This window comes from Sphingomonas sp. NBWT7, from assembly GCF_014217605.1.
Lineage (GTDB): Bacteria > Pseudomonadota > Alphaproteobacteria > Sphingomonadales > Sphingomonadaceae > Sphingomonas.
On the sequence record NZ_CP043639.1, the window covers coordinates 1992679 to 2008627 of the forward strand.

Below are 15949 nucleotides of genomic sequence, written 5' to 3' on the forward strand. Positions count from 1 at the left end.
CCTCGGCTTTCGGATCACGCGGGCAGGATGTCACGTCCTGTAAGCCACGCTCGACGCTCGTCAGGCAGTTGGAGCTACCAGTATCGGCGCGCTGCTGACGAAGCCGTCCGCGCCCGATCCCAGCGATCTGAAACCGTGCGCCGCCCGCGCCGCGGCGATGACCCCATGCCATCGCCGCGGTCGTCGGATCAGTCGGTGCTCGTGCCGACGCCCACCTGCGCCGGCCCGAACAGCGCGGCGTTGAACAGGAACTTGAACGAGGCGTAGGATTGGCCGCGCTGCGTCACCTCCGGCGCGAGCAGGTAGACGTGACCGCGCCCGAGCGTTCCGTCGATAACGGTCGCCGTATCGTTGAGCGCCTTCTGCCCCCACGCCCAGCCGGAGCGCAGCGGATCCTCGCTCGCGAACCACGAGACGCGGCGGACGCCCGGCTGGCCCGGCGTCAGCGCATAAGTCGGGTTGTTGTTGTAGAAGACGTCGAGCGTCTCGGGCACGCCATAGGCGAGCGGGTCGGTCGGATCGACCTTCGCCTGGAGCACCGATCCGGGCACGTAGAACTTGGTGCCCGGCAGCGGCGTGCGCTTGCCCGCCGCGTCGACGCTGCTCAGCGCATTGTACACCGGCAGCCCCATTTCAGGCCCGAGCCGCGTCGCATTGCCGACCGCGATCACCGTGCCCCCCGCCCGCGCGAACGAGGCGAGCTGCGGCACCGTCTTCTCCGACGTCACACTGCCGAGCGCAGTGCGCCATTCGGCCGGCAGATCAGCGGGATCGGGCTGCTTCTGCGGCGGCCGCCCCTCACGCCCGAGCACGTCGGACTGGACGACGATCACGTCGTACTTCCGCTCGAGCCCGCCCTTGTCGAGCTCCTGCGGAAACACCTTGGTGTAGGGGAATTCGTACTTCTCGAAGATCCAGCGGTTCCAGCCCGACGCCATCGACCCGCCATAGGTATCGACGAGCGCGATCCGCACCGGCTTCAGCTTAATCGTGTCGCCCGCGGGCTGCGCCGCGACGGCGTGCGCGTCGATGCCGAGCGACTGAACGGCGGTATCGACGATCCCCTTCGCCGCGCCGCCCGCCGGGATCCACAGCGCGCCAGGCGCGAGCGCATCGCCATCGACCGTTACGCCCTGCTTCAGCCAGTAGACCGGCGCGCCCGCCTTGAGCAGGCGATTGGTGAGGATGAAGCTGTTGTTGGTCGCATGGTCGACGACATAGCCAGCCGCACCGTTGCCGATCACCCGGCCGGCGGGCGGCGTGGTGATGACGTCGGGTACGACCGGGAAGTGCGCCGGTGCCCCATCGAGCAGCCGGTCGAACGTGACGTTCATCTGATAGGCGAGCGTGTAGCCGGTGACGTCGTACGGGCGGATCGGCGGGCCGCCGGGATAGGCGAAGTCCTGCGGGTGATCCTGCGGCTCGAACATGTCGAGCACGTGCGGGCGGAATGCCTGGTCCGAGCGCACGACGTACGACCCTGCGGCATAGCGCTTGCCGCCGTAGCTGAACGCCTGCGGCGCGCGTTCCACCTCGACGCCATTCTTGATCAGCGAATTGAGGAAGGCGACCGTCGTCGGCATGTCCGCCTGGCGATCCGCCGGGATGACGAAGGCGCGCGGTGCGCGATACTTCGGATCCTGCAGTACCGTCCTGTAGAGCGAGGAGGGCGCGATATCGCGGCTGTTGTAGCCGGTGAGATCGTCGAGCGGGCTGCCGCCGCCGTCCTTCTTCATGCTGTCGGCGGCGGCCTTGGCGGCGTCGATCCGCTTGGGCGTCACGATCCAGCTGTCCGCACTGCCCTTCTGGATCTGGTTGCGCCCCATGACGTAGCGGTTGAACAGCACGGTTTCGCGGTTGCGCGACGCATAATCGAGGATCGCGCGCGACATTTCCTTCACGTAATCGATCGACTGCTGGAAGTGCCACTGCTGCGGCGCGATCGGCATGTACGCGTCCTGCCCGGCGAGCTGCTTCGCGGGCACCAGCGGGATTTCCATCGGCGTCGGATTGCCGATGATCTCGGTCAGGATGCCGATCTGGTTGTGGAAATAGCCGACGGTGCGGATGCCGCCGTTGAACCACGTCGAATAAGGCGCGCCCGAGCGCGACACCGATCCGGCCTTGTTCTGCGACAGGAGCCGCTCGTGCATCGCGGTGCCCACGGCGTCGGTACCGGCGATCACGAGCGGTTCGTTGTTGAAATTGTACGGATCGCGAAACGGCGGAATGAAGACGACGGTGCCGACCGGCCCGGTCTGATGCTGGTTGTAGAGGATCTGCGGAAACCACTCGCGATAGGCGAGCCGGTTCATGTTGGTCGTCTCGGGCTGGTTCGAGGCGAAGCTGTCGCGGTTGTTATCGTGCCCAATATATTTCTGGTACAGGACCGGGATCGTGTTGCTGTTGCGCTTGGTCTTGTCGGCGGGGCGCATGTACCAGTCGGCGACGAGATCGAGCCCGTCGGGATTGGCGAAGACGTAGAGCGCGATCGTATCGTCGAGGATCCGCGTCGTCTCCGCATCGGTGCGCGTCAGCATTTCGTTGATCAGCTGGACGTGGCTCTGCGCGTTGACCACCTCGGTGGCGTGCAGCCCGGCGTCGATCAGCACCACCGCCTTGCCCTGCGCCGCCAGCGCCTTCGCCTGCCCGTCGCTCAAGCCCTTCGCCAGCGCGAGCTGCTGCGAGATGCCGCGGTACTTGTCGAGGTTGCGGATGTTCTCGGGCGAGGAGACGATCGCCATATATTGCTCGCGCCCCTCGGCGGTCTTGCCGATGCTGACGAGCTTCATCCGGTCGCTCTGCTGCGCCACCTGTTGCAGCCAGGCGGTGACCTGCTTGTAGTTGGCGAGGAAATAGTCGGAGCCGGGCTTCGCCTTGAACACCGTCGCCGGATCGGTGACGGTTCGGCTCTGCGCGACGCCGGTCGCCGCGCTCATCACCAGCGACAATCCGGTCGCCGTCAGCATCAATGCACGCATCGGATCTTCTCCCTTATTTCGCGTCGGCGAGCATCAGCACGGTGGCGAGGCCGACCGCCATGCTGGCCACGTCCTTGTCCTTGTCGATCACCATCGCCTCTTCCAGCGAGTGTGCCCGCATCGTCTCGAACCCCGATCTCAGCGTCACCGCCGGGATGCCGAGGCTCATCGGGATGTTCGAATCGCTCGATCCGGCGCCGTAGCTCGGCGTGAAGCCGCTCGCCTTGGTGACGGCGGTGGCGATCTGCATGATATCGACGCTGTGGGCGGTCGATCCGACCGGCCGGTCGCCGACCTTCTTCGCCTCGTAAGCGATCTTGCCCTTGGCCGTGGAGCGCGCCGCATTCTCAGCCGCGACCGCCGGCGGCAGCAGCGCGAGGAAGGCCTGCTCCTCGGCATCGAGCTCGGCCTTGCCGGGCGAGCGCATGTCGATCGTCATTGCGGTGGAGAAGGGGATCGAATTGACCGACGTGCCGCCCTCTAGCAGCCCGATATTGTACACTGTGCGCGGCTCGGCCGGCACCTTCATCTGGCCGAAGGCGACCATTGCATTGGCCATTGCATAGGCCGGGTTGACGATCCCGAAATCGCCGTTCGAATGGCCGCCCGGGCCGGTGAACGTCACCTTGTAGCGCTTCGATCCGATCCCGGCGTCGGTGATGTCACCCGCCCGGCCCGGCTCGAACGAGATGAAATACTTGATCCGGTCTTTGAGCGGGCTCTTGGTGAAGAGGTAGCGGACGCCGCGCAGGTCGCCCGGCCCCTCTTCTCCGACGTTGCCCATGAAAATGATGTCGGCCTTGGTGGTGTAGTTCGCCGCCTTCATCGCGCGAATGAAGGCAAGCAGCACCGGCAGGCTGCACGTATCATCGCCGACACCTGGCGCGTAGAGCATGTTACCCTCGCGCCGCACCTTCACGTTGGTGCCCGCGGGAAACACGGTGTCGAGGTGCGCGGTGACGACGATCAGCGGGCCGCCGCCGCTACCCTTGCGAATGCCGTAGACGTTGCCCTCGGCGTCGGTGGTAAGATCGCTCAGCCCCTCGGCGCGCAGCATCTCGAGGAACGCCGCGCCGCGCGCGGTTTCCTTGAACGGCGGGGCCTCGATCTCGGTCAGCTTGATGACGTCCGCCACGATCCGCTCGTGATCCGCGGCGAGCGACGCCTTGGCCGTTGCGAACTTTGGGCTGGCGAGCAGTGCCTTTGCCGCCGCGTCGCGGTTCTGTGCCGCGGCGATCGCCGGCATTCCCAGCGCTGCCAGCAGCGCCATCGTCATTCCCGTCTTCAACATCGCGACCCCCCTGATGTTCGTTTTTGGTTCGGCGCGTACGGCTCTCTCGACGGAGCACGATCCGCGGCCACCTCGGTGCCGCCCCTCCCCAGCCATGCTATCGCACCGCAGCGATTGCGCGAGTCCTTAAGTTGCCCTGAAGCCTGTTCAAATGTTCAGCGGGACATAACAATCGGTTATGCTCGTAACTTTCTTGCGCGGACTGGCGTCGGACTCAGTGCTGTTGCGACGCGATCATTCCGCCGCATTTGATAGGCTCGGCCCCAGCGCCTGCGCTTTCGAGCAGATCGCGCTTGAGCTCGATGAAGCTGCGCGCCAGGCGCGAGAGCGGGTGGGCGGCGAGGTGATGGACCGACAGGTCGAATGTCACAGCCGGGCTGATCGGACGGAAGTGGAGATCGTCGTCGACGAACGCCTGCGCAGTGAACTCGTCGACGATCGCGATGCCGGCGCAGCTGCGCGCTAGCGCCGCCGCGATATATACCGAGCGGACCGAGATGGCCGGGCGGCCGCCGGTTGCCGCCGACACGATCGGGCCGACGAGCTCGGCGATCGCGACGCTCGGCGCCAATCCGATTACCTCGTGTCGGCGGAGCTGATCAAGCGTGATCGCCGCCTGGTCGCTGGGCATCATGCCGTCGCAGAACAGCGCGCCGACACGGCCCGAGCCAAGCGGCACCGACGCGATCTCGGGATCCGCGGACGTGTGATGGCCGATCACGAAATCGCACTCCCGCCGCATCAGCGCCTCGCGCGCCGCGTCGTTGTGCACCGCCGCGACTTCGAAGGTAACGAGCGGCCACTGTCGCCGGAACCGGGCAATCGCCATCGGCGTCGTGCGCAGGGCGAGCGAAGGCAAAACGCCGAGGCGGATATGGCCTTCGGAGGTCGAGCGCAGATTGCGCGCCGCGCGTTGGAACGTGTCGATCCGGCTGTGCAGATCGTCGACCTCGCGAAACAGGATATGCGCCTCGTCGGTCGGTGTCAGCCGCCCGCGCACCAGCGTGAACAGCGAGAAGCCCAGCCGCGTCTCGGCATGTTTCACGATCTTGCTTACCGATGGCTGCGACACATTTAGCAGGCGCGAAGCGCCGCTGATCGAGCCGACCGAATAGACGGCGTGGAACACCTCGATATGGCGCAGATTCATTGGCGACCCCCCGGTTCTTGTCCCGTCCCTCCCCCAAGGGCGAATCTTTTTATGACGGAACGATAACACGCCAGCACGGTCTGCCAAGCGGCTTTGCGCCGCCCCTCGCGTGCGCGCGAGCGCGCGTATTTTCATTCTACGCGGGCGTGCGCCTGTTCTTTCCTAGCACCATCCCGTACCCCGCTTTCATTTACATGAGTTGCGCCAAAACTTTTTGCTGCGAAGGCGAAATCGTTCGAAAAATCGAGTTGCAGCCCGCGCGTCACCTGTGTTTACTTGGTGCCGCGGCCTGTGGTCGCCGAGCTTCCCCAGCGTTGGACAAGGCAATGGCCGCCCAATCCGTCACCTCGCGGCAGCGCGCTTCCCGGCGGCTGATTACTCTTTGCCTACCGGCGATCGCGCTCGCCGGCTGTGAGGGCGCGGCGCCGCCGAAGGCGAAGTCGCTGCCGCTGGTAACGGTGGCGCGCCCCGCGACGCGCCACTTCGTAGACCAGGTCGAGGCGGTGGGTACGGCGCGAGCCAACGAGCAGGTGACGCTGTCTTCCCCGGTGACCGAGCGGATCGAGCGCGTGAGCTTCACCGACGGCGGCTTCGTCCGCCGCGGCCAGGTGATCGCGGTCCTGGCGCAGGCGCAGGAACGCGCGGCACTTGCCGGGGCGCTCGCCGCCGAGCGGCAGGCGTCGGCGCAGTTCGGCCGCATGAGCGCGTTGAACGATCGCGGCTTCGTCACACCCGCGACGCTCGACCAGCAGCGCGCGCTGGCGCAGCGCGCACGCGCCGACGCCGATACGGCCCGCGCGCAGATCACCGATCGCATTGTTCGCGCGCCCTTTTCCGGCTTCGCCTCGCAACGGCTGATGTCGCAGGGGACGATCATTTCCGCCGGTGCGCCGATCGCGACGATCAGCGACGTGTCGCGGATCAAGCTCGATTTCACCGTGCCCGAGACGGCGATCGCCGCGCTGCGCATCGGCGAGCGCGTCACCGCGCGCGCTGCGGCCTATCCTGACGCCGACTTCACCGGCACGATTAGCTCGATCGATCCCGTGATCGATCCGACGACGCGCGCCGCCAGCGTCCGCGCGATCCTGCCCAATCCCGGCAACCGGCTGAAGCCCGGCATGCTGCTCACCGTCCGCGTCGTGACGGGGGAACGCGACGCGGCGGCGGTGCCAGAGCTCGCCGTGCTCGGCGATGGGGCGGACCGCTACGTCTTCACCATCGGCGCCGACAACGTGGCGAAGCGTACAAAGGTGACCACCGGGATGCGCGACGGTGGCTATATCGAGGTGACGGGCATCGCGATGAGCGCGCGCGTCATCACCGAGGGTGTCGTAAAGGTGAGTGACGGCGTCAAAGTCAAAATCGGCAGCGGTAAAGATAAGACCGAAGCGACAGCAAGTATTTCCGCTGCAGCACGCGTGCCGCGCGCATGATGCTGTCGGATCTGTCGGTCCGCCGGCCGGTGGTGGCGGCGGTCGGCGCGATCCTGATCGTCATCGTCGGCATCGTCGCCTTTCTCAACCTGTCGGTGCGCGAGTTTCCCGAAATCGATCCGCCCGTCGTGTCAGTGTCGACCAACTATATCGGCGCCGCCGCCGCGGTGGTGGAGAGCCGCGTCACCCAACCGCTCGAGGAGCGACTCGCCGGGGTCGAGGGGATCGAGACGATCTCGTCACGCTCGACCGACGGCCGCTCCGAGATCACGATCGAATTCCGCCCGACGCGCGACGTCGACGCCGCGGCGAACGACGTGCGCGATCGCGTGTCGGGCGCGCTCGCCGATCTGCCCGACGAGGCGCTGCCGCCCGAGGTGCGCAAGGTCGATGCCGACGCACAGGCGATCATGTACGTCGTGGTGCAAGCGCCGACGTGGAACAAGATCGACCTGTCCGACTATGTCGAGCGCTTCCTGGTCGATCGTTTTTCGACGATCGACGGCGTCGCGCAGGTGCAGTTCACCGGCCAGGCGCGCCCGTCGATGCGCGTGTGGCTCGATCTCGGGCGGCTCGCCGCCTATCGGCTGACACCGCGCGACGTGGAGGATGCACTGCGGCGGCAGAACGTCGAGCTGCCGGCGGGGCGGATCGAATCGCCGGCGCAGAACGTGTCGCTGCGCGTCGATCGCGCCTTCGCCAGCCCGGACGCGTTCCGCAGCCTGGTGATCGGCCGCGGCGGCGACGGCTATCTCGTCCGACTGGGGGATATCGCCAAGGTCGAGCGCGGGCCGGAAAACCCCTATACCGCCTTCCGTTTCCGCCAGCAGACCGCCTTGGGGCTCGGTATCGTCCGCCAGTCGGGCGCGAACACGCTGGAGGTCGCCAACAACGTCAAGGCGCTGGTCGCGGCGCTTCAGCCCGATCTGCCGGCGGGCGTGTCGCTGACGCTCGGCTCGGACAATTCATTGTTCATCGATCGCGCGATCAGCGAGGTGTGGCGCACGCCGGGCGAGGCGGTGATCCTCGTCGTCCTCGTGATCTTCCTGTTCCTGGGCAGCTGGCGCGCGACACTGATCCCGACGATCACCGTGCCGATCTGCCTGCTGGGCACGTTCGCGGTACTTTGGGGCTTCGGCTATTCGATCAACCTGCTGACTTTGCTCGCGCTGGTGCTGGCGATCGGCCTCGTCGTCGATGACGCGATCGTCGTGTTGGAGAACATCCATCACCGCATCGTCGGCGGGGAAAGCCCGCTCGTCGCCGCCTATCGCGGCACGCGCGAGGTCGGGTTCGCGGTGGTCGCGACGACCGCCGTCGTCTGCGCGGTGTTCGTGCCGGTCATGTTCATCACCGGCCAGACCGGGCTTCTGTTTCGCGAGCTGGCGGTGGCGATGATCGCGGCGATCGCGATCTCGGGCGTCCTCGCGCTCAGCCTGGTGCCGATGCTGTCGTCGAAGCTGCTGCGGCACGGCGAAAGCGGGCGGCTCGCCCGCACGATCGAGCGCGGCTTCGGTCGTCTCGAACGTGGCTATGGCGGCGCATTGGACCGTGCGCTGGCGCATCCCCTGCCGGTGCTCGGCGGCGTGGCGCTATTCCTCGTCGGCTGTGGCTTTCTCTTCACGCAATTGTCGGCCGAGCTGGTTCCGCCCGAGGACACTGGCGTGGTCGAGGTGCGCGTCAATGCGCCGGAGGGCACGAGCTTCGCCGAGCTCGACCGCTACGCCCTTCAGGTCGAGCAGAAGGTCGCCGTGCTGATGACCGACGACGGACCGATCCGCGGGTTCAACTCGCGCCTGCCGCTCGTCAACGGCCTGTCGGAGGATTTCAACGCGTCGAGCATGAGCGTCTTCCTCAAGCCATGGGAGCAGCGCGAGGCGACGTCGCAGGAGGTCGCGCGCAAGGTGACAGCAGCGCTGCAGGACGTGCCCGGCATCCGCGGCAACGCCAACGTCCGCTCGTCGCTGGGGCGTGGGCGCGGGCAGCCGGTGGCGTTCGTCATTGCCGGGGCGACCTACGCCGATCTCGCCCGCGCGCGCGACCGCATCCTCGCCGCCGCGCGCGACAATCCCGGCCTCGTCAACCTCGACGCCGACTATGTCGAATCGAAGCCGCAGCTGCTGATCGACGTCGAGGCCAATCGCGCCGGCGACCTTGGCGTCTCGGTCGACGACGTCAGCCAGGCGTTGCAGACGGTGATGGGATCGCGCCGCGTGTCGACCTACGTCGATCGCGGCGAGGAATATCGCGTCATGGTGCAGGCCGGTGTCGGCGATCGTGACAGCGAGGCGCGGCTGGCGAGCGTCTACGTCCGCTCGCGCTCCGGCGATCTCGTGCCCCTTTCGAACCTCGTCAACATGCGCGAGGCGGCGTCGGCGCGCGAGCTGGGCCGCTTCAACAAGATGCGCGCGATCACGCTGCAAGGCGGGCTCGCGCCCGGCTACTCACTCGGCGAAGCGCTCACCTTCCTTGAGGATCAGGCACGCCGATCGCCGGAGGTGCAGGCGATCGGCTATCGCGGCGAGAGCCAGTCGCTGAAGCAGACGGGTAACGCGATCTGGTTGGTGTTCGGGCTGACCGTGGTCATCATCTACCTCCTGCTCGCCGCGCAGTTCGAGAGCTTCGTCCATCCCGCGGTGATCATCGCCACCGTGCCACTGGCGGCAGGCGGCGGCGTAATCGGGCTGTGGCTCGCGGGCATGACGCTCAACCTGTTCAGCCAGATCGGCATCGTCATGCTCGTCGGGCTCGCGGCGAAGAACGGTATCCTGATCGTCGAATATGCCAATCAACTACGCGACGACGGGCAGGCGCTTGCCTCCGCGATCCGCGAGGCGGCGATCCGCCGGCTGCGCCCGATCTTGATGACGTCGATCGCCACCGTGTTCGGCGCGGTGCCGCTCGCGCTGAGCCATGGCGCGGGCGCCGGCGCGCGCGGGGCGATCGGAGTGGTGATCGTCGCCGGCGTGTCGATCGCCACCGCGATCACGCTGTTCCTGATCCCAGTACTCTATCGCCTGCTCGCGCGCCGCGCCGCCTCGCCGCACATCATCGCGCGCCGCCTCGCCGCGGAGATGACGCCGGTACCGTCGGCCTGATACCGGCGACGGGCGCTTCCCCGACCGCTTCCGCACTCAGCCCGCGCGATCGCGCCGCACCAGCCGCATCGCCGCGCGCGCGAGCAGGCCGAGGCTGAGCGCCGAACCGGCCAGCGAGGCGAGCCCGGCGCCGATCACCTCGAACGTCGGCATCAGCAGCACGACGCCCAGGAAAAGAACCACCACGCTCGCGGCGCGGATGCGCAGCGCCTGCGCCGCGTGCCCGGTACCGAGCAGCACCGGCTCGAACCCGACCGCCATGATATCGAGCCCCGCCGCGATGCCGAGCAGGACCAGGACGGGATAGGCGCCGAGATAGCTCTTGCCCGCGATCAGCAGCAGCGCCGGCTGGCCGAGCAACGGCACGAGCAGGCACGTGGCGAGGCCGACCGCCACCGCGAGCCGCGACGACTGGCGCACCAGCAATGCCAGCCCGCCGTCGGTCCTGCTCGTTCCCGCGCGCGTCATCTCGGGAAAGACGCCGCGCGCGAACATGTCGGACAGGCGCACCAGCGCCTGGCTCAACTGGTACGCCAGCCGATAATTGCCCGCCGCCGCGGCGCCGGTGAACAGCCCGACGAGTACCACCACGAACTGCCGGCTGGCAGCGTTCAGCGTCGAATTGAGATTGGTGACGAGCGCGAAATTCCACAGCCCCGCGTTCTCGCGGCCGGCATCGAGGGTGTCGCGCCAGCGCCGCAGCACGCCGGGGGCGGCGCGCGTCGCGCTGATCCAATAGGCCAGCGTCGTCAGCACCTCCGCCGCCGCCCAGGCGAGCAGGAAGCCGAGCAGATCCGCCCCCTGCCACGCCGCGATCGAGGCACCCAGGAAGCGCGCGATTGGCGTCACGGCATCCGCCCCCGCGCCGATCGCGAAACGATCGAACAGCCGCAGGATGCCGACCGCGGTCGATCGTACGGCGATCAGCAGGATGATCGAGAAGGCGAACGCCTCGTTTGTCAGCGTGTCCGACCATCCGAAATGGCGCTGCATCAGGACCAGCGCGACGAACGCGATGCCAATCCCGATCGCCGCTCCCGCAAGATCGAGCGCGAGGCAGAAGCGGATCAGCCGGGCGAGCGCGTCGGGCCGTTCCGCCTCGCGATGTGCCATGCCGTACCGGACGACGATCTGCCACGTCTGGAAGCCGACGAACGCCACTACCGCCTGCGCGGTGCTGAGGATCAGCGTGAACTGGCCGAAGCCCTCGACGCCGAGCGATCGCGTCGCCAGCGCAAGGTAGACGATGCTCAGCACCGCGCCCACGCCCTTGCCCGTCAGCAGCCAGCCGACGTTGCGCAGCGCGCGCCCAAACGGGGTCGTGGCCGCCGTCGGGGCCTTCAACGTCTTTCTTCCACCGGTAAGCGCCTTAGAGGGGGAGCCGTATGCGCATCGCCTTTCTCTATATCGCAGAAGCCTATCAGTGCTACCACGGCGCTGCGATCGCGCTGGAAATCACGCGGCGTACGGGCTGGCCCGTGGTCAGCTATCATAACGATCCCGAGACGCCGCATCACCTCGATCGCATCGCCGCTGCGTGGGGCGCGCCGCCGGGCGAGCAGCGCCGCCTGCGCCGCACGCCGCTGACGCGCGGGCTTCAGCGCTTGAAGCGGCTTGGCATGTTCAAGGATCTGGTGATGCGCGACAATCTCGCCGAGCTGGACGGGTATGACGCGATCTTCGCGGTCGAGAATACCGTCGCGGCGCTGCGCCGGCTCGGCGCGCATCGGCCCAAGCTGATCTACAGCCCGCACGGCTTCGGCGATCGGGCGCGCGGCTTCATCCCGCGGATCGCGACGTTCGACTATGTGCTGCTGGCGGGCGAGAAGACGGCGGCGCGGATGCTGTCGCTGGGGCTAATCCGAGAGGGGGACTATGCGCTGACCGGCTCGGTCAAGCTCGATACGGCCGAGCGAATCGCCGGGGCCACCACGCTGCCGTTCGACGCGCCCCGCCCCGTCGTGCTGTACAATGCGCACAAGGAACCCCGGCTGACGTCGTGGCATCGCTTCGTCGAGCCGATGCTCGCCGGCTTCGCAGCCGATCGATCGATGAACCTGCTTGTCGCTCCGCACGTCAAGCTGCTGCGGCGGCGCTCCGCCGCGTTCCGTGCGGCATGGGCGGCGCGTAGCACCGGCAACGTCTTGGTCGATCCCGGCTCCGATCGTTCGGTCGACATGAGCTACGCGGCGGCGGCCGACATCTACGTCGGCGACGTGAGCAGCCAGGTGTACGAATTCCTCGCCCGCCCGCGCCCGTGTGTCTTCCTCAACGCGCACGGCATCGACTGGCGAGACGATCCCAGCTTCTCGCACTGGCACCTCGGCGACGTCGTCGACAATCCGGCCGATCTGATGCGCGCGATCCACGCCGCGCCCGCACGCCACGCGCAGTATCGCGCGCGGCAGAAGGCGATGGTGGCGGCGAGCCTGGGCGATACCAGCCCCGGCGCCGCGGTGCGTGCGGCCGACGCGATCGTCGCGTTTCTCCGGCGTGATGGGCGCGCGGCATGAAGGTCGGATTCCTGTTCAATCACGACGCGCTGCACCAGATCCGCCACACCGCGCCGATCATCGCCGAGATCGTCCGTTACCCGCAGGTCGAGGCGGTCGTCCTCGCCTCGTCGCAGGTGCAGGAGGACCATGTCCGCGCGTTGATCGGCGATGCGGCGCGATCTGTCACGTTCGTCAGCCTTGTCGTCACGCCGCTGGTCGCCGCGCTCGATCGCGCACTGCGCTTCGTGGCGCCGTTCCGCCGCGTCGCGACGCTGCGCCAGAATGCCGCCGCCTTCGCTGACCTGGACGTGCTCGTCGTGCCCGAGACGACCTCGCTGCTGCTGCGCGAGCGGTACGGCGTGACGCGGCCGAAGTTGGTCTGGATCCCGCACGGCGCCGGCGACCGTTCGGTCGGCTTTCGCGACGTCGCGCGCGGCTTCGATCTCGTGCTGCTCTCTGGCGAGAAGGTGCGCGACCGCATGCTCGCGGCCGGCATCATTGCTCCGGACAATCACGCGATCGTCGGCTATCCCAAATTCGACACGATCGACGCCGCCGCGCCGCCGCGCCTCTTCGCCGACGCGCGGCCTACCGTGCTGTACAACCCGCACTTCGATCCGAAGCTCTCGTCGTGGTACACGATGGGGCGGCCGGTGCTCGACTGGTTCGCGGGGCAGGATCGCTTCAACCTCATCGTCGCGCCGCACGTCATGCTGGCGCAGCGCCGGCTGCACGCCTCGGTCGAGCATCGGCTGCTCCGCTGGCGGCGCGCGTTCGAAGTTCGCTATCGCGACCTGCCGCACATGCTGGTCGACATGGGCAGCGAGCGCTCGATCGACATGACCTACACGCGCGCGGCCGACATCTACCTCGGCGATGCGAGCAGCCAGATCTACGAGTGGATCGCCCGGCCGCGCCCGGCGGTGTTCCTCAACGCGAGCGGAGCCGACTGGCGCGGCGATGCGAACTTTGCCCACTGGCAATTGGGTGAGGTGATCGATGACGCGTCCGAGCTTGCCGGCACTCTCGACCGCGCATTGCACCGGCCAGACGCCTATCGTGCGGCGCAGGAGGCGGCGTTCGCGGCGACCTTCTCGCGCACCGACGAGCCGGCGTCACGGCGTGCAGCGGCGGCGATCGTCGCGCGGTTCGGCTAGCGCCAGTCGGAGATCTGCCACCCGCGTGCGTGCGCCAGCGTGCGGAGCGCGGGGTGCGGATTGACCGCCACCGCCTCGTCGATCCAGTCGAACGTCGCCGCGTCGATTACATGGTCCGAATAGAAGCGGATATGGGTCGTCTGCCGTTCGAAGCCATTTCGGTCGAGCCAGGCCGCGAGCATCGCCTGCTTCGCCGGCCCGTAGCAGTTCGGCCCGGCGAGCCATGGCTGAATGTTGCCGCTGTCATCGCGCCGTGCCTCGGTGGCAACAAGATCGCTGACGCCGAGCCGCCGGGCAATCGCCGCCGCGTAGAAGCGGTGCGCCGCCGTCGCGATGACGATCCGTTGCCCCTCTGCGCGGTCGGCGGCAAGCTGCGCCAATGCTCCCGGCCGAACATGCCGCGGAATGAGCCATGCCGCGAAGGCGTCTGCCAACGCTTCGGCGTCCCGCGGGGAGAGTGACGAGCCGAGCAGCAGGCGATGCATCGCCTCCTTCAACCGATCACGATCGATCGCGCCCAGCGCGCGCAGCAGGGCAGCGACGCTGACCGCCGGCAACAGCGCCAGCCGCCAGCGCGCCGATCGCCACGCGGCGAAAAGCAGGAACGGCGTCCACGTCGGCAGTGCGGTGATGGTCCGGTCGAGATCGTAGATCGCCAGCCGGACGGGAGCGGCGGCGCTCACCGGACGAGCGTGCGGACCAGGTCGAGGTCGGCAGGCTTGTCGACGTCGACCGCCGCCAGACCATAGGGCGATTCGACGATCGCCGCCTTGATCCCCGCCCGCGCCCCGATCCGCGCCACTGCCTCGGCCAGCGTCAGCCGCCGCAGCAGGTAGCGCAGCAGCATGCCGGGCCCGAGCCGGATGACGATCCGCCATGGCCGCTTGCGATCGCGCTCCACCTCCTGCCACAACGCGAGCGCCGCCGCGGCACGAGGGCTCGCCAGCAGGAACAGATTGCATCCCGACCAGTCGCCATCGGCGAAGCGCAGCCACGTCCGCTTGGTCGCGGGCGCATCGCGTTCGACGGCCTCGCGCCGTGCGAGCAGGATGCTGACGTCCGCGTCGCGCGGCGCGCGATCGAGGAATGCGGCGATCCATTCGGGCCGCAGCAGTGCGTGGTCGGCGGTGGTAACCAGCATCGGCGCGCCGCCTGCCGCAAAACCTGCTGCTGCGCTCGCGCTCGGTCCCGCCGCGGGCGCGAGTCGTTCGAGCCCGAGTTTATCCGCCTCGTCGGCTACCGCGCCCGCATCGGCGCTCGCCAACACGCGCTGCACCCCCGCCCCACGCAGCGCGGCTGCGACGCGTGCTAGCAGCGTTTCTCCTTCAAGGACGATCAGCGCCTTGTGTGGCACGCCGGCATAGGCGGCGACGGGATCGACCCCGCCGCGCGAACCCGCGAGGATCAGTGCCGACAGCGTCATCGCGAGGTTCGGCGAAACACGGTCCACAGCACGCCGGGGCCGGCCAACACCGGATGCTTCTCGCGCCACGGCGTCAACGCGACGCGTACGCCCGTGTGGCGCTCGATCTTCCACACGCCGTAGCGCGCCGCGCCGTCGAAGGTGAACGCCGCCTTCGCCAGTCGCGCGACGTTGAGCGGCCGCCCCCAGCGTGCGCGCGCGCGCCATGCCGCCAGCCACCGGCGGCGCTGCGCGTTCGCGATCGAGAGCGCCAACACGTCACCCTCGCGATCGAACGCGATACCGTCCGCGGCCCAGGCGAGCGGCAGCAGCGCGCGATACCGATCGGGCGCGTGGGCGATGATCTGCGTTTCACGGCCGGGCGCTTCCACCCGCAGTTCAGCACGATAGGTTTGCCGGAAGAGCGCTGTCCAGAAGTCGAGCGCTGCGCCGCGCCGGGGCCCGAGCGCCGCGGCGAACCGAGCGGCCGTCCGGATCGCAGCTGCGACCGATCGCTCGACGCGCCCCCTTATCGCCGTATCGGTCGCCCATAAGAGCGCACTAGGCTGTGCGAACCGGCCCCAAACGGTCGTGTCGATCAGGCCACCGCCCGCGGCACGTTCGAACGTATCGAGCGGCATTGTCGCGACCTTCGCGCGGATCGTCGCGCCATCGACGACGATTTCATGGTAGCTCACGTCGGGCCACAGGTACCGCATGCCCAATTGGCGCAGGACCGAGCCGCGCGGCGAACCGGTCAGCACGTAGAAATCGAGAATGTCGCCCAGCGCCTGCGTGCGGAGCACCGATCCGTAGAACAGCACCGCGACGCCATCGAGACGCGCGGCCAGCGTGCGCGCCACCTCGCACACCTGTGGCGGCACGTCGCGCGCAAGATCGCGGGCGACGAACGCAATCAGATCATCGGCCATCGATCGC

General features: G+C 68.0%; 11 protein-coding genes. 4 read left to right on the plus strand and 7 right to left on the minus strand.

All coding sequences use genetic code 11. The features are described from left to right. Nucleotides 1–188 precede the first annotated feature (188 nt). The 3 genes from F1C10_RS09840 to F1C10_RS09850 all read right to left on the minus strand — a co-directional run bounded on the left by F1C10_RS09840 (nt 189) and on the right by F1C10_RS09850 (nt 5422). Complete coding sequence (locus F1C10_RS09840; RefSeq protein WP_185205805.1) at nt 189–2981, minus strand: M14 metallopeptidase family protein; 2793 nt, start codon at nt 2979–2981, stop codon at nt 189–191. Nucleotides 2982–2994: 13 nt separating this feature from the next. Next, a complete protein-coding gene (locus F1C10_RS09845) occupies nt 2995–4272 on the minus strand; it encodes a M20/M25/M40 family metallo-hydrolase (RefSeq protein ID WP_185205807.1) in 1278 nt (425 codons plus the stop codon). Nucleotides 4273–4486: 214 nt separating this feature from the next. Then, the gene (locus F1C10_RS09850) at nt 4487–5422 is read right to left on the minus strand and encodes a LysR family transcriptional regulator (RefSeq protein WP_185205808.1); all 936 of its coding nucleotides are present in this window, start codon (nt 5420–5422) and stop codon (nt 4487–4489) included. A 326-nt stretch (nt 5423–5748) separates the two neighbouring features. Between F1C10_RS09850 and F1C10_RS09855 the strand changes: the two genes are divergently transcribed. Together F1C10_RS09855 and F1C10_RS09860 are read left to right on the plus strand one after the other, a co-directional pair. After that, nucleotides 5749–6858, plus strand: a complete 1110-nt coding sequence (locus tag F1C10_RS09855; RefSeq protein WP_185205809.1) for an efflux RND transporter periplasmic adaptor subunit — start codon at nt 5749–5751, stop codon at nt 6856–6858. After that, a complete protein-coding gene (locus tag F1C10_RS09860; RefSeq protein WP_185205810.1) occupies nt 6855–9956 on the plus strand; it encodes an efflux RND transporter permease subunit in 3102 nt (1033 codons plus the stop codon). The genes F1C10_RS09855 and F1C10_RS09860 overlap by 4 nt, the downstream gene beginning before the upstream one ends. 36 nt (nt 9957–9992) lie before the next feature. On the opposite strand, the gene F1C10_RS09865 is transcribed toward F1C10_RS09860, so the two are convergent. Further along, nucleotides 9993–11300, minus strand: a complete 1308-nt coding sequence (locus tag F1C10_RS09865) for a lipopolysaccharide biosynthesis protein (protein WP_185205811.1) — start codon at nt 11298–11300, stop codon at nt 9993–9995. Nucleotides 11301–11341: 41 nt separating this feature from the next. Here F1C10_RS09865 and F1C10_RS09870 point away from each other — a divergent pair, with 41 nt between their 5' ends. After that, entirely contained in the window at nt 11342–12469 is a 1128-nt protein-coding gene (locus F1C10_RS09870; RefSeq protein WP_185205812.1) for a hypothetical protein, read from the plus strand. Continuing rightward, entirely contained in the window at nt 12466–13608 is a 1143-nt protein-coding gene (locus F1C10_RS09875; RefSeq protein WP_185205813.1) for a hypothetical protein, read from the plus strand. The genes F1C10_RS09870 and F1C10_RS09875 overlap by 4 nt, the downstream gene beginning before the upstream one ends. On the opposite strand, the gene F1C10_RS09880 is transcribed toward F1C10_RS09875, so the two are convergent. From F1C10_RS09880 to F1C10_RS09890, 3 genes are read right to left on the minus strand one after another with little or no spacing between them, the layout of a single operon-like run. Continuing rightward, nucleotides 13605–14291 carry an HAD family phosphatase gene (locus F1C10_RS09880; RefSeq protein ID WP_185205814.1) on the minus strand — a complete coding sequence of 229 codons (687 nt, stop codon included), beginning with the start codon at nt 14289–14291 and terminating at the stop codon, nt 13605–13607. The genes F1C10_RS09875 and F1C10_RS09880 overlap by 4 nt on opposite strands. Further along, entirely contained in the window at nt 14288–15031 is a 744-nt protein-coding gene (locus F1C10_RS09885) for an NTP transferase domain-containing protein (RefSeq protein WP_185205815.1), read from the minus strand. The genes F1C10_RS09880 and F1C10_RS09885 overlap by 4 nt, the downstream gene beginning before the upstream one ends. Beyond that, nucleotides 15028–15942 (minus strand): hypothetical protein, encoded by a 915-nt coding sequence (locus tag F1C10_RS09890; RefSeq protein WP_185205817.1) that lies wholly within the window; start codon nt 15940–15942, stop codon nt 15028–15030. The genes F1C10_RS09885 and F1C10_RS09890 overlap by 4 nt, the downstream gene beginning before the upstream one ends. Nucleotides 15943–15949: the final 7 nt, after the last annotated feature.